This window comes from Spirosoma validum (genome assembly GCF_014699035.1).
Taxonomy (GTDB): Bacteria; Bacteroidota; Bacteroidia; order Cytophagales; family Spirosomataceae; genus Spirosoma; species Spirosoma validum.
The window spans coordinates 416,943-436,936 of record NZ_JACXAA010000004.1 but is presented as its reverse complement, the minus strand read 5'-3'; the positions used below and the strand labels follow the sequence as shown (position 1 = coordinate 436,936).

Annotated in this window: 20 protein-coding genes; 5 read left to right on the top strand and 15 right to left on the bottom strand. The window is 50.4% G+C overall.

Annotation, left to right across the window (positions count from 1 at the left end; genetic code table 11):
- Nucleotides 1-11: 11 nt before the first annotated feature.
- The 5 genes from IC230_RS14215 to IC230_RS14195 form a co-directional block, all read right to left on the bottom strand.
- Nucleotides 12-1,232, bottom strand: a complete 1,221-nt coding sequence (locus IC230_RS14215) for a beta-ketoacyl-[acyl-carrier-protein] synthase family protein (RefSeq protein ID WP_191039687.1) — start codon at nucleotides 1,230-1,232, stop codon at nucleotides 12-14.
- A 38-nt stretch (nucleotides 1,233-1,270) separates the two neighbouring features.
- The gene (locus tag IC230_RS14210) at nucleotides 1,271-2,026 is read right to left on the bottom strand and encodes a 3-oxoacyl-ACP reductase family protein (protein WP_191039686.1); all 756 of its coding nucleotides are present in this window, start codon (nucleotides 2,024-2,026) and stop codon (nucleotides 1,271-1,273) included.
- Nucleotides 2,027-2,070: 44 nt separating this feature from the next.
- Nucleotides 2,071-2,718, bottom strand: coding sequence for a hypothetical protein (locus IC230_RS14205; protein ID WP_191039685.1), 648 nt, complete (start codon nucleotides 2,716-2,718; stop codon nucleotides 2,071-2,073).
- 180 nt (nucleotides 2,719-2,898) lie between these two features.
- Nucleotides 2,899-3,951, bottom strand: a complete 1,053-nt coding sequence (locus IC230_RS14200) for a hypothetical protein (protein WP_191039684.1) — start codon at nucleotides 3,949-3,951, stop codon at nucleotides 2,899-2,901.
- A 146-nt stretch (nucleotides 3,952-4,097) separates the two neighbouring features.
- Nucleotides 4,098-7,262: a lantibiotic dehydratase gene (locus IC230_RS14195; RefSeq protein ID WP_191039683.1), complete on the bottom strand. Its 3,165-nt coding sequence runs from the start codon at nucleotides 7,260-7,262 to the stop codon at nucleotides 4,098-4,100.
- Between the two features lie 221 nt (nucleotides 7,263-7,483).
- Here IC230_RS14195 and IC230_RS14190 point away from each other — a divergent pair, with 221 nt between their 5' ends.
- Nucleotides 7,484-7,630 (top strand): hypothetical protein, encoded by a 147-nt coding sequence (locus IC230_RS14190; protein ID WP_191039682.1) that lies wholly within the window; start codon nucleotides 7,484-7,486, stop codon nucleotides 7,628-7,630.
- A gap of 53 nt (nucleotides 7,631-7,683) precedes the next feature.
- On the opposite strand, the gene IC230_RS14185 is transcribed toward IC230_RS14190, so the two are convergent.
- From IC230_RS14185 to IC230_RS14170, 4 genes are all read right to left on the bottom strand, one after another.
- Nucleotides 7,684-8,133, bottom strand: coding sequence for a rhodanese-like domain-containing protein (locus IC230_RS14185; RefSeq protein WP_191039681.1), 450 nt, complete (start codon nucleotides 8,131-8,133; stop codon nucleotides 7,684-7,686).
- Entirely contained in the window at nucleotides 8,130-8,735 is a 606-nt protein-coding gene (locus IC230_RS14180; protein WP_191039680.1) for an acyl carrier protein phosphodiesterase, read from the bottom strand. The genes IC230_RS14185 and IC230_RS14180 overlap by 4 nt, the downstream gene beginning before the upstream one ends.
- Entirely contained in the window at nucleotides 8,732-9,274 is a 543-nt protein-coding gene (locus tag IC230_RS14175; RefSeq protein WP_191039679.1) for a deoxycytidylate deaminase, read from the bottom strand. Before IC230_RS14175 ends, IC230_RS14180 begins: the two co-directional genes overlap by 4 nt.
- A gap of 70 nt (nucleotides 9,275-9,344) precedes the next feature.
- Complete coding sequence (locus tag IC230_RS14170; protein WP_191039678.1) at nucleotides 9,345-10,460, bottom strand: glycerate kinase; 1,116 nt, start codon at nucleotides 10,458-10,460, stop codon at nucleotides 9,345-9,347.
- A gap of 71 nt (nucleotides 10,461-10,531) precedes the next feature.
- Between IC230_RS14170 and IC230_RS14165 the strand changes: the two genes are divergently transcribed.
- On the top strand, nucleotides 10,532-11,554 hold the full coding sequence (locus IC230_RS14165; protein ID WP_191039677.1) for a Gfo/Idh/MocA family protein: 1,023 nt from the start codon (nucleotides 10,532-10,534) through the stop codon (nucleotides 11,552-11,554).
- Between the two features lie 28 nt (nucleotides 11,555-11,582).
- Here the strand turns inward: IC230_RS14165 and IC230_RS14160 are convergent, their stop codons facing one another.
- A complete protein-coding gene (locus IC230_RS14160; protein ID WP_191039676.1) occupies nucleotides 11,583-12,395 on the bottom strand; it encodes a class I SAM-dependent methyltransferase in 813 nt (270 codons plus the stop codon).
- A gap of 311 nt (nucleotides 12,396-12,706) precedes the next feature.
- On the opposite strand from IC230_RS14160, the gene IC230_RS14155 reads away from it, so the two are divergent.
- Nucleotides 12,707-13,627, top strand: a complete 921-nt coding sequence (locus IC230_RS14155) for a pirin family protein (RefSeq protein ID WP_191039675.1) — start codon at nucleotides 12,707-12,709, stop codon at nucleotides 13,625-13,627.
- An 84-nt stretch (nucleotides 13,628-13,711) separates the two neighbouring features.
- Here the strand turns inward: IC230_RS14155 and IC230_RS14150 are convergent, their stop codons facing one another.
- Nucleotides 13,712-15,037: an ABC1 kinase family protein gene (locus IC230_RS14150; RefSeq protein ID WP_191039674.1), complete on the bottom strand. Its 1,326-nt coding sequence runs from the start codon at nucleotides 15,035-15,037 to the stop codon at nucleotides 13,712-13,714.
- Between the two features lie 78 nt (nucleotides 15,038-15,115).
- Nucleotides 15,116-15,775, bottom strand: coding sequence for a TetR family transcriptional regulator C-terminal domain-containing protein (locus tag IC230_RS14145; RefSeq protein ID WP_191039673.1), 660 nt, complete (start codon nucleotides 15,773-15,775; stop codon nucleotides 15,116-15,118).
- Between the two features lie 115 nt (nucleotides 15,776-15,890).
- Here IC230_RS14145 and IC230_RS14140 point away from each other — a divergent pair, with 115 nt between their 5' ends.
- Together IC230_RS14140 and IC230_RS14135 are read left to right on the top strand one after the other, a co-directional pair.
- Entirely contained in the window at nucleotides 15,891-16,433 is a 543-nt protein-coding gene (locus tag IC230_RS14140; protein WP_191039672.1) for an ABC transporter permease, read from the top strand.
- A gap of 72 nt (nucleotides 16,434-16,505) precedes the next feature.
- A complete protein-coding gene (locus IC230_RS14135; protein ID WP_191039671.1) occupies nucleotides 16,506-17,090 on the top strand; it encodes a hypothetical protein in 585 nt (194 codons plus the stop codon).
- Nucleotides 17,091-17,198: 108 nt separating this feature from the next.
- On the opposite strand, the gene IC230_RS34485 is transcribed toward IC230_RS14135, so the two are convergent.
- Genes IC230_RS34485 through IC230_RS14125 form a run of 3 tightly spaced genes read right to left on the bottom strand, consistent with a single transcriptional unit; the run spans nucleotide 17,199 to nucleotide 19,942 of the window.
- Nucleotides 17,199-17,324, bottom strand: coding sequence for a hypothetical protein (locus IC230_RS34485; RefSeq protein ID WP_262893164.1), 126 nt, complete (start codon nucleotides 17,322-17,324; stop codon nucleotides 17,199-17,201).
- Nucleotides 17,325-17,360: 36 nt separating this feature from the next.
- Nucleotides 17,361-19,493 carry a ComEC/Rec2 family competence protein gene (locus IC230_RS14130; RefSeq protein ID WP_191039670.1) on the bottom strand — a complete coding sequence of 711 codons (2,133 nt, stop codon included), beginning with the start codon at nucleotides 19,491-19,493 and terminating at the stop codon, nucleotides 17,361-17,363.
- Nucleotides 19,490-19,942 carry a GNAT family N-acetyltransferase gene (locus tag IC230_RS14125; protein ID WP_191039669.1) on the bottom strand — a complete coding sequence of 151 codons (453 nt, stop codon included), beginning with the start codon at nucleotides 19,940-19,942 and terminating at the stop codon, nucleotides 19,490-19,492. Before IC230_RS14125 ends, IC230_RS14130 begins: the two co-directional genes overlap by 4 nt.
- Between the last annotated feature and the right edge of the window lie 52 nt (nucleotides 19,943-19,994).

The following is a 19,994-nucleotide window of genomic DNA, read 5'->3' as shown; positions in this document are numbered from 1 at the left end:
GTCGTAAGGAGTTAAGCCACAAAGCGTTGTACCACAATAGAAGCCATGCATCCGCCAAACCCGAACGAGTTCGACAGTGCTGTATCAAACCGCCGGACCAACCCCTTGTCACGTACCAATACGATGTTATCGTCGTCGGTCAGGAGAGCCTCGCCCGTGTTGCAGGACGGCGGAATAAAGTCGTGGTGCATCCCCAGCACCGTAGCAATGAGTTCGACGCTACCGGCTGCGCCCAGCGTATGCCCGATCATGGACTTCGTGGAGCTGATGAAGACCGGCCGGTCGCCAACCAGACGCCGGATGCCGTTGATTTCCATCGAATCGTTGGCGTTGGTACCAGTGCCGTGCGCGTTGATGTACTCGACCGCTTCGACCTCTACCCCACCCTGCCGTAACGCATGCATCATGGTTTCGTAGGCCGTGCTGCCATCGGGTTTCGGCGCTGTCGGGTGGTACGCTTCGTTCGTGGCGGAATAGCCTTTTACTTCCGCATAAATCCGGGCACCTCTTGCCAGCGCTGAGTCTAAACTTTCAACGACTAAATACGCTGCAGCATCACCGAGTGTCAGACCGTCGCGTTTTTTATCGAAGGGCTTGCAAATGTTTTTGGACAGCGATTGCAGCGAGTTAAACCCGCTGAAGGTCAATTCCGTGAAGACGTCTACCCCACCGGCCAGGGCCATATCAATGCGGTCGTGGGCAATCATATCGAACGCTCTGCCGACGGAGTTCGTGCCTGACGTACAGGCGGTTGAAATGGTCGAAATAGGTCCCCTGAAGCCGAAATGCCGCTGAAGTTTGCTGATCATCGTGGGTGTTGAACAACGGAAAAGCAGTTCAAAATCTTCGGGCGTCAGGTTGCCTTCCAGCCGTCGGCGCGTCCAGCGAATGAATGGATAAGCTCCTCCGATGGTTGTTGCGGTGCAGAACGCTACGCGGTCGCTCTGAACCTGCGTGCGGTCAACGCCTGCATCGTCGAGGGCTTCCTGCATGACCAGCATCGACAGCCGCGACAAGATGGTTTCGTCTTCGTCTTTCAGCGACTCGTACAGATCCTGATCCAGCGTACAGGCCTGTTTATTAGCATAGCAATTGGCGTCGGTTGGGAAGCGGTCGGGCGAAATCGGTTTCAGACCGGACCGTCCTTCGCGCAGGCTCAACTGAAACTCGTCGCGGGAGCGGGCAATGGAGTTACTGACACCCATACCCGTGATGACTACTCGTTTACGCATGAGAATTGGCTGTTTAAGGGTGAATGGAACGGGGATGATCAACCGCCGATACCGCCATCAATGGTGAGTTCCTGCCCGATCATGTAGGTCGGTGCTTCGCAGATCAGGTACGAGACGACATTGGCAACTTCTTCGGGGGTGCCTTTGCGTTTGAGGGGCGTTTTGGACATCCGCGACGAGAAATAGTCTTCGCTCAGTTCCTTCGTCATATCCGTTTCGATCAGGCCGGGCGATACGCAGTTGACCGTAATCCCAAACTGGCCAACTTCTTTGTAAAGCGAGCGGGAGAACGTAACAATGGCTGATTTAGAGGCCGAATACGCCGACTGACCCGGATTACCCTTCTGGCCCGACAACGACGTAATGTTGATAATACGTCCTTTGCGCTGGCTGATCATGGTCGCCAGTACGGCCCGACAGGTATTCGTTACGCTCGATACGTTGGTCTGAAACACGTGCCACCAGTCGGCGTCGGGCGACATCATAAACGGCTTTCCATCGCCCAGAATGCCAGCGTTGTTGACCACGGCGTCTACCCGTTTGAAGGCCGCTTTGATTTCCTTGAACAGCTTCTGTACTTCCGGCAGTTTGGTCATGTCACAGCGGTAAGCCATAACAGGTGCATGGGTCATCGCGTTGATTTCCTCCACCAGCGACTGCGCCAGTGCTTCGTTGGTAATGTATGTAAACACTACAGTATGACCCAGCGACGCTAACTTGAGGCAGATCGCCCGGCCAATGCCACGCGTACCACCGGTCACCAGGACCACTTTCGAATCGGTTATTGGTTGCATAAAAACAAAAGAAAAAGGGTTAGGAATAGGTCGTCGACTGAATTCTATTTCTGGCAGAGCGCCAGCATGTTGGCGTTGGATTCGCGCCCCCAGTGAACGTCGAGCGTTGCCTCCTGGGCTACTTTATCCGCAAACAGCTGCGACGCTTTCTGGAAGTAAGGCAGGGCTTTTTGTTTTCCCCCACCGAAGGCCGTCGGCATGTTGGCCAGTTGCTGACCGAGCAGGAAGAACGCGCGGGGATTGCGATTGTCCAGCGCCACGGCTTCCTGAAGAAGTTGCTTGGATTCGATCAGGTTTGCCGCCCCCCGCTTCATAACGTCCACCGATATACGTGCCAGGGGAATCATCGATTTCAGACAGAGCGATTCAACTTTCGGCGCCGAGAGGCTGTCGGCACGCTCGACGTATTGTTGCGCTACGTCGCAGAGCGCGTCGATTTTCGTTACGTCTTTTTCTTCGTAAGCGGCTGTCACAAAGCATAGACTGGCGTAGTAGTACGGAAGCCATTTCGACTGCTCTGCCGTGGCGACCCGTAGAAAACGATAGGCCAGCTCCTGCGTTGATTTGGAGCCACGCACTGTATCCATTTCGGCGAGCAGCTTACGCATCTGCGTTGCATAGCGATCGGCCTGGGCCGTTGCGCTGGTCAAAGTCCCGAGGACGAGCCAGCCAAAAATGAGGAACCGTTTCATACACGTTTTGTCTTTAGAGATTAGCAAGAAATCCTGTGACAAAAGTGCACGACGCCCCGACGGTTAGCTATAACCCGACGTTATAAGGAATGATCAGGTTTTATAAAACTTGAATAAAGGCTCATTATATCGCATTGAGCAAGAAGTTCCCATTAATGTTTGGATTGTCGGCAAATAATCTTACCAAGAGATTCTTCGATTTGCTTTAATAGCAAGAAGGTGTTTTTCAATAAGCTCTATCAGCTCATCTCCAGTGGCAACGGGTACGTTCAGTGTTCGAAAATACACTGGTAGTTTTTTGCGGGTTTTCTCGTCACGGGTATACATCAGCGGGATTCGTCCGAGAGCGTGCGCGTAGCCAATCTCGTACATAACATTTTTATTTATAGTAGTTATGTCAGCGATAATCGCCCAAGAGGAATGCACAGCCTCGGCAAAACTGAGGCTGATCTGGTCACTACTGGCGATCTCATCCAGGCGAACTGGCAGCATGTGCTTAGCCACTGATGGTTCCACCGTTAATTTGTAGAAGCTTCTGTGCAGATCATCGAAGGGAGTTAGAATGAGGCACTTTCCCAACTTTGCTGTCCGAATTAGATTTACTACTGCGCCAACGGCTTTTTGTCGATCCTTTGTCATCTCCTCTGACAGTGTTTTGAGACAATTAGCAAGGGCGTCTGATTCGAAGGCGGTAGCAATGCGTTGCTCATACTTTTCGAGCAATTCTTTTGAGTCACCACCAAAATCAGGTATGGGTAGTACTGGAACTCCTAGTTCAAGAGCCTGTTCAACGATTACCTCCGTATGTCGCCTACCCGAAACAGTTACGACAAAGTTGACATTAGAAACCATCGCCAAACGACGCCCTAATGGAGTTTTTCCCCGCATAATCCGAACAGTGATTTTATCTCCTTCACTCATTCTCACCACACCCTCGCTCTCCAGTCGATCATCAAGATCAGGGTCGGGAAGCCAGGCCTCAAAGCAATCCTTCAAAGCAACGCCGTACTCTTGTGTGTATCGTTTCGCTCCGTTCAGGGCTGCAACATCTGTGGATATTGCCTGTGAGGCTTCGTTAGATTCTTCAGTAGGCTTTTTATAAAGGAATCCGCCGGTAATGATCACGGCTGGTGACATTGACTTAAGAATGGTATAGGCCAGCTCCTCAGTAAATTGGGGAGACGATCCCTGAAGGTCGGTACCTCCATAGATGCATACACGGATCGGTTTCATGAGGAAGAGAATCTGCGCAACGCAACGTCAACCCAGCGACATCACACTGCTGATTATTGTTACCGTCTCAAAATAAGCCATACCGGGCTTTCGCTCGAATAAGATCTTATCTATCGGCAACTTTATTTGACCTATTTCGCCCACATTTAGGCAGTCTGACGTTGCTGGGCTAGTTCCGAGGTGTAGTGTTTGAGCAGGTAATGGTAAATGATCAATTCATGCAACCGCTGCTCGGACATAAACAATCGATTGAGAAACATGTGGATGTAATGCGGCAGTACGTCCTGTTTTGTCATGCCCATGCCAGCCAGATTCGTCTCGATGGCTGGCACCAGCGAGCGCAGGCTTTCCGAACGAGTTGCTAGACAAGCTTTCGCATACCTGATCTTATCGTCGGAGCTGTCGTCGCCAAAGACGTAATTGATCAGCGAACGGGATTCGCGGTATTTGTCGTTCAAACTTCGCATCAACGTATCGTTGCCATTGAATTCCCGAAAGAACTGATCTCGCAGTCGTTCCAGCAGGGCTTTTTTATCGGTCAGCGGTAGTTGAAAATCCGTCAGCAACTGATCGACGCCCCGGAGTGCCATCAGCCAGCGATACGTTTCATCGTCGTCGGCTTCGACCTGCGACAGCATAGATACAACGGCAACGCTATCCTGATGAAACAACTGCTCACTGGCCAGCATGTTGGCGGCTCCGTAGCGTTCAAGTTCCCGCCGATACGTGTCGGTCTGGATCGAAACTACCGTTTCTTCGTTCACGTACGGATTAAGATGCATCTGTAACGCCTGTAGCATGGTGATCCAGAACGTCGGTTGGGTTTTGTGGTGAAAACGCAGGCGCAGATGCGAGTTGGGGTCGTTGTACCGGACGTAGAACCACTGATCGATCAGACCAATCTGCGTCATCTGGGTCGTCAGGGGGTAGATCACCTGCGTTAGTAATATATCCAGCGTTTTGGCCCCGCCGTATACTTTTACGTACAGCCACTCACTGCCGGGTATAAACTGGCGTTTCACTACGTCTGTTAGTGAAGCTGTTGGTGCAGCCATTGGCCTTGACGTATTGGCAGATTTTACGGGCGATTCCAGTACGGCTGGACGCTGAACGGGAATGACGAGTTCATTGGCATACTGCCCAACCCCGTCCGATACCCAGCACTGGTCAGGCGTTTGCAGATGCTCATACAACATAACATCAGACTGTCGCAGTTGATCGGCTACAATCTGCCGACCAATTTCGGTATCTAATCGTAACCATAACTCGTTGTCGCCCTGCGCCAGTACGACTTCGGCAGGTACGTTCAATGCCCTTTGTAGCTCGGTAATCAAGGCGTCAGCGGAAGCAGCTTTTTTCAGGCGTTGGGCATATTCGTCGCGTTTGATCAGCCAGCGCGCCCGACTCAGAATCAGCTTTTGATACGCTATTCGGGGCAGAAACGGCTCGTCATTGAACATGCCCCAATCCCATCGGAACGGCGCTAAGGTTTGCTGGTATTGAAGATCGTGTAGAAACTGGTAAGCCGCCACCCCATTTCGCGTATTATGCGCCGACGACAATCGAGGGATCACTTCCCGACCCAGCCGCCGGGAGCGCAGCCGGACACGTCCGTTCCGTACCGATACCAACAGATCGTTCAACGGAATCTGATACTCCGGCGCAACCGACGACTGCCCCAAATACGGAATCTCATACGGACGTAGCGTTGGGCGACTAAGAATGTTTCCATGCCGTGCTTCGGGCAGATGCACGACCTCGGCCAGAACGGCATCCGGGTAGTGCGCTTCTTCAGACACCAGACTGGCTTTCAACTGCTCCGTTAGTGCCTCGCTGCCGTGGCAAAACCGCGCCATAAGCGTAGCCGCCGATGGGCCGATCAGCCCTTTGAGCAGAAACTGATAATCACCCGCATCAGCCGTCGCGCCGGAAGCGGCCAGTAACGTACCGAAAAGATAGGCGCTGGGTGCAACCGATTCCAGATCCCCTTCTTTCATGACAACGAGATCATCGTCCGTCAGGGTGACCACCGGTGCTCCGGTTCGCAGTAGTTGACGCAGCCGCTGGTATTTGAAACTATTCACGGAAAAGCCCCCGCTGAGGTCGGTCGTTGAGGATGACGGCATTTGCAGCCGGTCGAGCAGAGGCATGTATCCCGTCGACGCGCCAGTTTCGGAACCATAGCCAATACCTGATTCACTGTCGAGAACCAGCAAGAGCGGCACTTCCTGCTCTTCGTAGCGTTCGTAAAACTGTTGTCGGAACGTTTCCAGACTCGGCGTCTGGCTGATACGGCACAGCGGCAACACCTGCTCAACCTGTCGAATAATATCGTTCACGACCTGCTGGTTGAGGGTATTGGCCTGCGTATCAAAAAACAAATCGGTCTGAAGCAGATCTTTGCCCGAGCAGCCCGGAAAATTCGTTGTGATAAGTTGCTGCAACTGCGGACCTCGTTCCATCAACGAACCTTCGCTTTTTATCAGCGACTGAATTTTTTGGATACACGTCGTTACAGCCTCTGTTTCTTCGAGTTCGCTCAACCGGCGTAGCAAGCGAACGAGTGGCTCATCGCCCGTTACGGTCGGTTCCAGCTCACTGACCAGCAGTTGCGCATCAACCAACTGTTCCAGAAAATCGACAATGAGTTCATCGGTCAAATCGGGATCATGCAGTTCGTTTTTAAGCTCGTCCAGCGTTCGTCCGGTTTGTGCCGCCTGCAGAATAGTCGTTACGTAATCCGTGCTTTTAATGGCGGAGAGAAAATAACGCCGGTTCGTATCCATTGGTCGGCTTTCCAGGTATCGATACGTATCCCCGACGGCGTAAAGACTGGTATTTGGGTAAAACCGCAACTGATTCCGAATGGCGGGGATGTTAATGAGTTGAGCTGTCAGTTCAGCTACGTACTGCATGTCTAAGCGCGAGATAGGCGTCAGACGCTCGTTGGCGAAACGTACTTGTGTGGGCGCATCGGTGATGGTTCCCGTGGCGCAGCCAGCAAATAACCCGTAGGGGGTCGATCGGGTACACGCCCGCGTTACGTATTTGTAAAATGATGTACGAATTTTCCGTCCCTTCTCCCCCTCTTTATTGTCCTGCTGAAGCCATTTGCCTACTTCCTGATGAAACTCCGGTGAAGCAATGTAGATGGCCTCCTGTATCTCCGGATCAGCCCAGAGTTGCCCTATTAATTCGTCTGTTTGTGTAAGGTTTGAGTCAGATAAAGCGTCTTGGATAAGTGTTAATGTATGGATTGGTTTTAATGGCGTACGAAGCAGATAATAACTAGTAGAGGTTAATTTTCGCATAAGTTACACACAATTAGATACTAATCAGGATATAGCGTAAACAGCCTCAATATACCGGAATACTCAGTTAATCATACAAGTGTAAGTTTATCTTAATGTAATTTTAATAAACATTCCTGCTTGTCTCACATAGTTAGTAAGCGGTATGAATTATAACCTGTAGTTGTAGTGAACGCTGGAGTTTAGCGCCAACTTTGATTCATACTAAATCAGCGAATGCCATGAAAACCGGACGTAGTAAATCCCTTGACCTCGATTTTTTACAGGATGACGACATGTTCACGGGCGACGAAGGTGCCTTCGACAACAACTGGCTTGTTTCGGCAGGAGATCTGTTCGGCCAGATGGACGACCTGATAGACGAATAAAGGGAACCTGGCTAGGTTCCCTTTATTGACTGATGATTGTGGCCTGGTTTTGCTTAATCGATGGCGGGGTAGCCTTTATCGAGCCAGTCGGTCTTTAAGTTTTTGGCAATGTTCAGCAGCTTGTGGTTCTTGAAGCCCATTTCGTTGAGCTTCGTAAACGCTGGCCGGACGTTCGGACATTTAGCAAATGGGCAGCATCCACAGTAAATTACGATGTCCCGGTTTTTGGGTTCCTTACTCAGCAGTTTTTCCAGTTTCGCTACGTTCTCAGCTTCATTGGCGGGACCAACCCCTACGGACGTCTTGATCGTAGCAGCCGGTCCAATGCTGATGATCAGCGGTTTTTTCGCATCCGAACTGGTGATAACTGTAGCCAGGTCGGCAGGCTCCATTAACTGATCCGGACGCCAGGGCTCGGCATTTTTCCAGCTGATCTGCGTAATGACGGTGAGGACAACGACAACAAGAACGGCAAGTGCGGAGGCTATTTTCTTCGGGTTCATAAAGTAGCGATTAAAGCAGTACGTATGGGTCGGATATGCTCGACTAAGGCAGTCCAAAAGTACGTGAAATGGCTGTAAATCTGATCGTAATACTGTTCTAAATCCTCAATGGCCGTATCTAAGCCCGATGGGTACACGGTTCGGCGGGAAACGCCCTTCAGCGAACGGTCGATGCCTTCCAGATATTGATAACTCGTCAGCCAATCCTGCCGGATCATATAATCGGCCATACGCATAGCCGATGCAGGAAGCCGTACTACGTTGTCCTGCAAGGCCTGATAGAAATACGACACAAATACGGGAAAGGGTTCACCCGTAATCGCCTGAAAGTTAGCGGCCAGAAAGTGATCGAAAAAAATATCCACAGCCGCACCCGCATACTTATGACAACGTGGATGCAACAGGTCGCGCACGGCGGCTACGTCGGGATGAGCATCGGTAAACGTATCGATGGCGCGGTGAAGTCGAACCCCCGCGATTTCGCCGGGCGTCAGATCATGGCGCGCGCTGGCCGGATCACCCTTAATAAAATCACCGATAAAGTTTCCGATGAGTAATTCTGTGTTTCGGCCAGACAGGTACCCATGCGCCAGAATATTCATCGTGTTTGCATTGACATCGGCGGCTCAGACAACAACGTAGTGCTCCCTCCGGAAACGTATCGCTCGACCGTCACCCCAAATCGGCGAAGGAAGTCAACCCCTTCGTCGGAAGCAATGCCCTTGTATTCAGCGTAGGAATGCAAATAAATGACCCGGGCAATCTTCATGCTGTAAATAATTCGGGCGCAGGCGATGCAGGGCGACAGCGTTACGTAAATGGTGGAGCCTTCAATTTCTGAACCGTTTTTGGCCGCATACAGAATCGCGTTTTGCTCGGCATGTAACGCCAGCGAACAGGACCCTTTCGAATCGCGCGGACAGCCCACCTCCGGAAATTCTTCGTCGCAATTGTGTGTGCCCGCCGGTGGTCCGTTATAACCAATGGAAATAATTCGTGTGTCCCGGGTCAATACTGCGCCGACTTGCGCCTTGATGCAATGGGATCGCTTTGCCAGGTTCACCGCTAAATCCATAAAAATATCATCGAAGTGTGGTTTAGCCTGTGGAGCCGACTTGTTAACAACGTTTGTACTATCCATACTGCAAAATATCACAAAATTTGGCGGTTATTTTTCTACTAGTAAAAACGCAGAATTGGCCAATAACCATTTACCGGATTAGTTGCATTATCTGAAAAGTTGTTCGCTTTACGTACTCTGCGGCATTAGCCAGCGCATCGTCTAAACTGGCGGGGCCGGGCATAATGGAAAATGCGCTGGTTAATCCTAACGTAGTGAGTTCGGCTGGCGTAAGCTGTAACGAACCGCAAAGTGCCACTACCGGAATGTTTTGTCCGCGGGCTAACCGAGTGATTCCCGCAATTAATTTTCCCTGCAAGGTCTGATTGTCGATACGTCCTTCGCCCGTAAGCACCAGATTTGCCCCGGATAGTTGTTCGGCCAGCCGTGTGTGTTTCATCAGCAGATTAACACCTTCGGTGAGTTGCCCTTTCAGAAAGAGCACGGCACCAGCACCTAACCCGCCAGCAGCACCGGCACCCGGCATATCGGATAAATCTATACCAAACTGAGCCAGTACTATGTTCGCCCAATGCTTCATACCGGCATCGAGTACAGGCAAATCAACTGGTTTTGCCCCTTTCTGCGGCCCATAGATGAACGTAGCACCTTGCGGGCCTACAAGAGGATTGGTTACGTCACAGGCGACTTCCACCGTTCCATGCCATGTCTGAACAGGCGGCTCAATCGTATAAATCTGGCCTAAATTACCGCCACAGGGTCGTATTTCCTGACCTGATTGATTCAGAAAACGCCAGCCCAGAGCAGCCGCCATGCCCGTTCCGGCATCGTTGGTAGCACTCCCCCCAATACCCAGTACAATATGCTCAACACTGTGTTCAATCGCCTGTTGGATTAACTCGCCGGTTCCGAACGTACTGGCGGTGAACGGATCAAATTCCGACGACGTCAACAATCGCAAACCCGATGCCTGAGCCATTTCGATAAAGGCCGTAGTGCCGTCGCCCGAGATTCCGTAGCCCGCCTGAACAGGGCGTCCCAACGGGTCCTGCACCGTAACGGTATGCCAGATTCCATCGGTCGACTGCGTCAGTACGTCAGCGGTACCTTCGCCCCCATCAGCCATCGGTACGGCCACAATCTCAGCGGATTTATCAGCTAACTGAATCCCCTCTGTCATCGCCTTACAAACATCCGAGGCTGTTAGTGAGCCTTTAAACTTATCAGGGGCAAGTAAAATTTTCATACTGATTCGTTTGAGCTGGCAAGTTAGCAGGTAAGTCAGTAAACTTGTCCGTTTATCAACTTCTGACAACCATGTCCAGATTCAAAGCAGCCATCATTGGCGGAGGAAACATTGCGGATACTAACCATATCCCGGCTCTTAAACAGCTGGCTGATCAGGTAGAAATTATAGCCGTTTGTAGCCGCGACCTCACCAAAGCCCAGGCTCTGGCCGACAAACACGGCATCGCCAACGCTTTTGACAATACGGGTACGATGTATCAGCAGTGTGCGCCGGACGTAGCGGTTATCTGCACGCCTAATAACCTCCATTACCCGCAGGCGATGGAAGCACTGGACCATACTTGCCACGTTTTTTGCGAAAAACCACCAGCGTTGATCGCACAGAACGCTCGGGAAATGGCTGATTTAGCCGCTCAAAAAGGCTTGACGTTAGCCTATAATTTTCAGCTTCGGCAAACCAGCGAGTGGGAATTACTGATGCGCTGCAAAGCCGACGGTTTGCTGGGCGATATCTATCACATCAAGGCTAATTTCCTTCGTCGACGCGGGATTCCGGGATGGGGTTATTTTACGGACAAGACCATGCAGGGCGGTGGCGCTCTGATGGATCTGGGTGTTCACGTTCTCGATCTGGCGCTGTATGCACTTGGCTATCCCACACCCGATCAAGTTCTGGGAAATACGTACGATTTCATCGGTAAGGCGGGCGGTAAAGGGTTGTTAGGTTCCTGGAATCCATCAACGTTTGAGGTAGAAGATGCCGCTACGGCCTATCTATCGTTTTCAACTAAAGCGTCCATTATTCTATCGGCTTCGTTTGCGCTCAATATGCAGGCCGAGCGGGACCGCAATCTGGAGGTTTTTGGCAGCAAAGGGGGTGTGAAGCTGTTTCCCTTTTCGCTTCACACCGAACTGGCGGGCGAGCTGGCCGACGTACAGTTCCCCTATCTGGAAGACGTTGATATACAGCTAAAAAACACCGCAGCTTTTCTGGATGCCTGCCAGGGTAAGCCCTCAACCGTTTGCACCGCCGAACAGGGTGCTGTTTTACAGGAAATCGTAGAACGGATTTACCAGTCAGCAGAGCGGTAACGTAGCGCCCGAAACTTAAATCTGATTATCAGCGCAATACAGTCACTCTTAGGTACGTAGCCGGTATGGACGTAGTGTTTTTGTCTGCGCTTTTGTTTTGACTCTCAAACAAAGCGGTTAATTCACGTTGTAGCTCCTCAGCTTTATTATTTTTCTCCGCGGCTTCAAACGCGTTCATGGTGGGACCGTAATAGTGCTTGAATTTTTCGACGAATACAGCGGGTGCATAAGGAGGGTTGAACGTGAAGGTATCTTTAACGCAGGTTATGTTTTCTTTCGCCACACCCGCCTGTTCGAAACGTTCTACGACATGGTCTTCTACACCCCACAACATAGGGCTAACAAATCCTTCTGGTGGTGGCGGTGTGTAGGCCGCGCTGATCTTCAGTATTTGTGCCACCAACGTCGGGTCGCCCGGAATCCAGTTTCCCATAATTATCCGTCCACCCGGGCGAGTGACCCGAACCATTTCCCTGGCCACATCAAACGGCTTTGGAGCGAACATAGCGCCAAATATGCTAACGACCAGATCAAACGACGCATCGGCCAATTCATGTAAATCAGTGGCATCCCCTTCCTGGAAGGTGCAATTGGCCAGTCCTTCTTCCTGTGCCCGACGGTTTCCGGCTTCAACGAGATTCCGGGCTATATCGACTCCCAAGACCGTAGCGCCAAGTTTGGCTTCCGGTATGGCCGTAGTGCCATCGCCACAACCGAGGTCAAGTACGTTAAGCCCTTTCGTAATGCCCAGTTTGGCAACCAATGCCTCGCCACTTTCCCTCATAGTTTTGGCAAGTTGGGTGAAGTCCCCCTTTTCCCATAATGCTTTGTTCGGATTCATTTGCCGTTGTGTTTAAACCCGTGACTAAAAATCATAAATGAGTTTTTACTTTTATGCGATTCTAAGCTGTTTCCGGAGAACCCCATTGTACGCTAGGCCTTCTCCTAATCAGAAAGCCAAAGCCAACCGGAAGTGATGTCGGATAGATGCTTGCCGTAATGGGTTAAAAGTAAGCACTTTAATAGATGAGAGATCGATTTTTTGAGCCAAAGGTCGATTCGCAGTAAGGCTCGTTATTCTCTACCGTTTGACGATCGACATTGACGGCAAACGGTATAAGTTCCTGTTGGGCACAATTAACAACGTATTGTATGCTAGATTTAGTTATCGACGCACGGCCCGCTTCGTTGGGCAACGGATTCAATGTCCGGCGGATTCTTCCCTATCGTTTACGACGGATGCTCGGCCCGTTTATTTTCATGGATCATGGCGGTCCGGTAACGTTCGCACCTGAACAGGCGCCGAGCATAGACGTACTGCCGCATCCACATATTGGTCTGTCTACCGTCAGTTATTTATTCGATGGGCAGGTGACGCACCGGGACAGTCTGGGGGTTCAACAGGTGATTCGTCCCGGCGAAGTGAACTGGATGACGGCGGGCCGTGGCATTGCCCATTCCGAACGCTTTGAAGATCCGGCTACACTCGCGGGTGGTACGCTGGAAATGATTCAGACCTGGGTGGCCCTGCCCGAAACCGATGAAGAAGAGGCTCCCTCGTTCGATAATTACCAGCCGCACGAACTGCCAATCTTTACAGATAAAGGTGTCTGGATGCGACTGATTGCCGGCAATGCCTTTGGACTACGTAACGATGTTAAAACGCACTCGCCTTTATTTTACCTGCATGTCGTTCTACAACCCGGTACTCGGTTTGGTCCGCCTATGGGTTACCCCGAGCGGGGCACCTACGTAGCAAAAGGAACGGTAGACGTGAATGGCAACCGGTACGGAGCCGGTCAGTTGCTTGTGTTCAAACCCGGAATTGATCCTGTGATTACAGCCCTCGAAACCACTACGATTATGCTATTGGGTGGCGAACCACTTGGCGAACGATTCATTTGGTGGAACTTCGTTTCTTCCCGAAAAGATCGGATTGAGCAGGCCAAAGCTGACTGGCAGGCCGGACGTATTACGTTACCGCCGAATGATAATAAAGAGTTTGTTCCACTTCCGGAAGATAAATCTAAACCTGCCGGTGCGTCGACCCCTCCACCCCAGCCATTATCATAAGAATTTAACCACAGAGCCACGGAGAACACAGAGTTTTTTAGCAAATTCTCTGTGTTCTCCGTGGCTCTGTGGTTAAAGACCTTCTTAAACAACCAGCTTCTTCGAGCGAAGCCACTCGGGCCTTGTCGTCGTTACTTTGGCTTTTAGTTCATTCAGCATGGCGTAGAGACCGTAATACGTCCGATTAACGTACAAACCATCCTGCGATCCGCGCGCCACTTTCGAATTTTTCAGTTCTGATACGTTAGCCAGACCTTCGGCAAACGCATAGACTTTATTGAAGTACGTATCATCGCCAAAATCGAATTCTTCCACAGCGAAGGGTTCTGCCAGCATCAGGGTCATTTCCTTGAACAGATCAGAGAAAAACTGACGGTCTTTAGGCGAATCTTCCGGGGTCAAAAACTCCAGATTATTAAACACTTCTTCCGTTAATGCGGCATCTTCGAGCGTATCGGGATTAATCAGCCGGAAGTAATTATCGTAATAAAAATCAGGAATGACTTTTACACAACCGAAGTCGATGACACCCATTGTCCCATCGGCCCGCATCAGGAAATTACCCGGATGCGGATCAGCGTGTACCTGACGTAGCGTATGGATCTGAAAATCATAAAAATCCCAGAGAGCCTGGCCGATACGGTCGCGTACTTCCTGCGACGGATTTGTTCGAAGAAATTCTTTCAGGTGTAAACCATCCAGCCAGTCCATCGTCAGGATTCGCTTCGAGGAAAACTCAGGATAGTATTTCGGAAACACCAGATCGGGAATATCGGCACAGGCCTGTGAAATTTCGATGGATCGTTTCAGTTCCAGCTCGTAGTCGGTCTCCTCCAGCAATTTCGATTCAACCTCGCCCATGTACCGGTCAATGTCGCGTTCGTTCAGACTCAACAACCGCACCGCCAGGGGTTTGGCAATTTTCAGATCGGAGCTAACAGCATCAGCTACGCCCGGATACTGCACCTTCACCGCTAGTTTTTTACCATCTTTCCAGGCCTGGTGTACCTGACCGATGCTGGCCGCGTTGACCGCTTCGATATCGAATCTATCGAACAGTTGCGCCGGTGATTTTCCGAAGTAGGTCTTGAATGTTTTGACAACCAGCGGCCCCGACAAAGGCGGTGCTGAATACTGTGCCATGGCGAATTTATCGGAGTACGCAACCGGCAGTAGCCCCCGATCCATACTCAGCATCTGCGCCATTTTCAGCGCCGAACCTTTCAGTTCACTCAACGCGTCGTAGATGTCAGCCGCATTGTCTTTGTGCAACTCCTCTTTCGACAAGCTGGGATCAATCAGCTTCTTGCTGTAATGCTTGATATAATTCCCACCGACTTTCACGCCAGCCTTTACAAACTGACTGGCACGGGCAACTTTGGTCGTTGGAACGGATGTTTGGGTTTTCATAGCAGCGGGCACGGGGCACGGGGCAGAGGAAATGGGGCACTTAACGCACACCCTTTGCCCTTACCCCTCTGCCCCATGCTATTTATTTTGGTACATAAACTTGGCGAAGTCGAATAGCGTGTCTAAAGGCGATCGACCAATGAGATCGAAGGAGGTATTGACGGCTTTTTCGATGGCAGTGTCGGTTTTCTCGAAGTTTTTGCTCACGTCACGTATCCAGAAATCGAGCAGATAGAGCGTTTGCCCCCACAGTGCATCTGGATAGCGATCCGTGATAAACGGGCGAGGCTCGACTTCTTTGCTTTCACGGCCTTCCGCCAGCAGATCGCGGGCATAGTCGTAAAACGCTTCTTTGAATGGCTTGAATACCTGCGACTGCTGACGCCCCATGCCCCTTGCTCCCTGGCCTTTGCTGGCTTCACGCAATCGACCATAGCTGTATACAGCAAAGCTGCGCTGTCCTTTTAACAGCTCAATCCAAGTGTAATAAAAGGCAAGCAATTTTTCCCGAACTGAATATGATTGAGCGGTTTCATCGGCTTCGACAGTGGTTTTTGCTTCGGTAAAAAAGGTCAACCAGATGTCGGCCTCGATGGCATCGAACGACGTGTATTCTTTGTAAAAGTCAGCTTCGGCAATTTTCAGTTTCTTTGCAAACTGAAAAACAGAGGTTGGTTGTTTCCCGTTTTCCAGTACGTACTCCGTGTACGCTTTACGAATTTTTTCGAGCGTTTCCATATATAAAGGGAACGGTGTGTATGGGAGAAAAGTTTATATTCGTTTAGTCAAAAACAAGTCTCTTCCAGTCCATTTTTAGTATAAATTTCGAGTTAAAAAAGTCCTCCTGCTGTAGATGAATCACCTGTCGATCTGCTCACTGATCTTCCTGGGCATTTGTTTCTCCCTTTTAGCCAAAGCACAGCCTTCTTACGACATTACGGATAAAGAACCGGCTCTGTATAATGGTATCGAATACGGCTATTCGATACGGAGTGAACTCAAAAAAGATATTGGGAATAAGGGTACGTTTAAACGGTATGAAGTAACGTTTTACGTCACCAATAAAAGTGGCTGCACCCGCTTATTTTTCCCCCGGCAAACAACATTGGGCCTGCAAAACCAGGATCTGATGGCCAATTTCGATTGTGTTAACGCTACCGGCGCCCGGCTGACCTCTAAAACAGCCACGGTACGGGCGCGTCCTTTCCTGGTTCCTTATTCGACAACTACGAAAAACGCAGAAGGCAAAGAAATTGTCAATACCGTTCAGGTACAGGCGGGTCACATGCTGGAAAATGGTGAAACCGTAACAAATCACATCGTCGTCATTGTCCCCGACGGTGAGCAGCCCCGCATGCGCGTGCGAATCCAAACGCCGGAAAGCAATGTCCGGTAATCGTATAATTCCTTAACTTTGTTAAACGTAATTCGTCATTATAACCGTACCTGTAAGCAGCAGGCAATTCCTATGAAATTTCAGCTTCGTTTAACCTACTCGGTATACAGTTTAGTCCTGTTCACTGGCCTGCTGATGAGTCATCAGAGTTTTGGCCAATATGGTGGTTACGGCGGGGGCTATGGTGGTGGTATGGGTGGATATGGTCGTCGAATGGGTGGTATGGACCCTTCCATGTCCAGCAGTCCGCGAGCTTCCATCCCAAACATTGCTGGCGACATTGCCCAGAAGGAAACAAAATGGCTAAAGGAAAACCTGTCGCTAAGTAAGGATCAGCTAAAAGAGGTTAAAAACCTCAATAACGAATACGCCAGCCAGCAACAGGATGCCATCAAAGATATTATCGGACCAAGTGGTAAACCTGGCCCTGATTCGCGGAAGCAAATTCAGGATATGATGATCATGCTCAACGAAGAAAAAGAAGATAAGCTCAAAACCATCCTGACACCCGAGCAATGGACGACGTATCAGTCGAAGAAAGACGATATGCAGAAGGCTGTTGGCGGATTCCGACCGCCTGCCCCAAAGAAAGACTCGCTAAATAAAGCTCCAACTGTCAGAACCGATTCGTTGAACAAAGCACCGGGTCAACCCTGAGCAAATTAACCGATCAACAGTCGTAGGGTAAACATAAAGCCCGGCAGTACGTCCTCTCCACCAAGAGGCTAATTAAAATCCGTATGCTTGCGCTCAAATTTCAGATATTCATTTTGACGACAAAACCGGAACACCGGACCGATCGTAAAATGCATCGTCGTCCATCTGATAAGTAGCAAATTCGACGGTTGTAGCCCGCTGGTCTTCCGGTAAGTTTGCGATACTGAGTGTCATTGCCGTAGTCTCATGAATTCACGAATATAAGCATAATCAGTTCAAACTGGCTACATACGCGCCCATCTGACGTACTGAATAACAAGCAATTCCCAGTTGTTTAGCATCGGTTAATAACTTGTCTGTCAGGGGCGTTTTATTGGAATCATCGAAGATAATGTGCCGCGCGACAATACGTCCGTTCAATTGATTCCAGTCTTCAAGGGCGTTACGTCGGATAATGAGGTAATCGATTACGGCGGGCAGACGCCAGCGATTTCGGCCACTCAGTTTATTCACAAATAACAGTGTTTTACCTTGCCAGACCCACAAAGCATATTCACGATTTTGGTAATAAGCGGGAATATTCGCTGGAGCACCTACGGCGTTGAGATTGCGGCTTAAATGAGCAACTGCCAGGTCTGAAACGCCCCATTGCCCAAATGTATTCTTCAGGTAGAAATCATAAGAGCGCGTATCGGCCGTGTCGAGATCAGTGAGGAGCGTGCTTCGGTGTCCATCAGTCAGGCTAATCGCCGTTCGATGCGGTAAAAAATGGACGGCTAACCGGCGCTGGTGCGCTTGCTCATACTCATCCCAGAGGATTACGCCAGCCAGCAGCATTGCCGTGATACAGGTTGCCCATACATACGTTCGATTACGGGTTAGCAACAAAGCTACTCCGGTTAGAATGACGGCATAAGTTAACAGCATTGCCACCGGCGAAAGCCACAATCCATCCCAGGCCGCTCCCGGCAGTTGACTGGTTTGCGTAACCGCATAGTTGAGCAAACAGGCCGTTTTCTGTAACAGCCAGCCCAATACGTCGCTTACAAAAGGCACCCAACTAAAGGCTAATGTCGCCATGGCCAGTGGCAAAAGCAGCTCCGACATCACAATAACGATCGGGTTGGCCAGCAGAAAGTAGGTCGGGAATTGATGGAAGTAGAATACACCCAACGGAAACGTAATAAGCTGGGCAATAATGGCTACAGCCGTCAGCTCCCACAGTCGATTCACCCATTTGTTCCGAAAGGTCAGCGATTGATAAAACGACGACTGCCAGGCCCCGATTCCAGCCACGGCCAAATAAGACAGTTGAAAGCCCGCCGAGAACAGCGCGTAAGGATCGAAGCACAAGATAAAAAAGGCCGACGCCCCCAATGTATTCATCAACTGCTGTTGCCGCCCAAAGGCGTTCGCCAGAATCAGCAGAGTAAACATACCCGCAGAACGTAACACCGGTGGAGAAAAACCGGTTATAAGCGCGTAAAACCACAGGATAGCCAACTGAAGCACAGCCATCAGCAGTTTTCCGCGCGGCCGTTTGATTAGAAAGCTGAGTAGAAATGTTAATACAGCAAACAAAATACCGACATGAAGCCCCGATACAGACAGAATATGGACCGCCCCTGCGGCTGAGTATGCACGGTACAGTTCAGAATCTAAATCATCCCGAACACCCAGAATCATGGCATTAACAATACCAAATTCAGCGCGAGTACCAACCTGATGCGTAAATACACTATCGGCCCATCTGTTGACAGCTGTGGCCAATTGAGTAATAGAATTTGGCGGAGCTACGCCCAGAATATGCCGCTGAAATGGTCGCAGGTATTGCTGGTGGTAGATATTCCGGTAGCTGAGGTATTGCTTGTAATTAAATTCGCCAGGATTCAACGGCGGATCAATCGGGCGGGGCGACCCGGATACCAGCCATACTTCCCCATACTTCGGCATCGCCTGATCGGCTTTATCCAGATACACAATGACCCGGCCACTAAGTGGACGCCACTGGTTTATAGACTGATCGTTTTTCCATTCACCCCGGCGAATTTCCAGTTCAACGCGATATGTTTTGGCCCGCTCTTCAGGTTGTGCAGAAACGACGCCCTCGTAAGCACGCAACGTATCAGCAAGATGCACAAGATTATCTGATCGGTTGCTGGCGGTTCGCTGGTACGTAATAGCCCACCCGAGAGTCACCAGAATCAACAATCCGCCGGTACCGGACGTAAGTTGAATCGGTTTAATTGTCTTTCCAGCGTTACGGAGAAAGCCCCAGATGAGTAAAGCGAGACCAATAATCAAGGTGGCTATTGGAAGCTCATCCCATTCTGGTAGTTGAACGTAGCACACAATTCCAGCGATCAGCGCAGCTACGTAACGTGCGAAAGGCTGGCTTTTCATTCCGTCGCGTAGGCTGATCCAGGCAATACCATTTTGTAATGCTGAATACCGGCTTCTTCAAACATTGGACCAACGGGTACGAAGCCAAAGGTTGTATACAGCGGCATAGCCGTCACTTGAGCATGAAGATAGATCCGTTCAATCGGTTCTGGCTGCTGACTAAATACATCGTCAAGTACGGCACGTACCAGCGCTTTCCCAACCCCAGATCCCCTGAACTGGGGCAGCACCGCAAATCGCTCCAGTTTCACCCCGTTCGAGGTACGTCGCCAGCGGGCCGTACCGGCGGGAGCATCATCGACACGAGCCAGAAAATGCGCACTCGTGGTTTCAAATTCGTCGTATTCTTCCCTGGCGTCAACATGCTGTTCCTCCACAAAAACCTGTCGACGAATGGAAAACGCGGCTTCAAGATCAGAAGGGCTGGAAATTGGCAAAACGGTAATCATAGAATAGAACGGGCATAATCACGCCTGTATATTACGAATAAAAAGCGGTTCG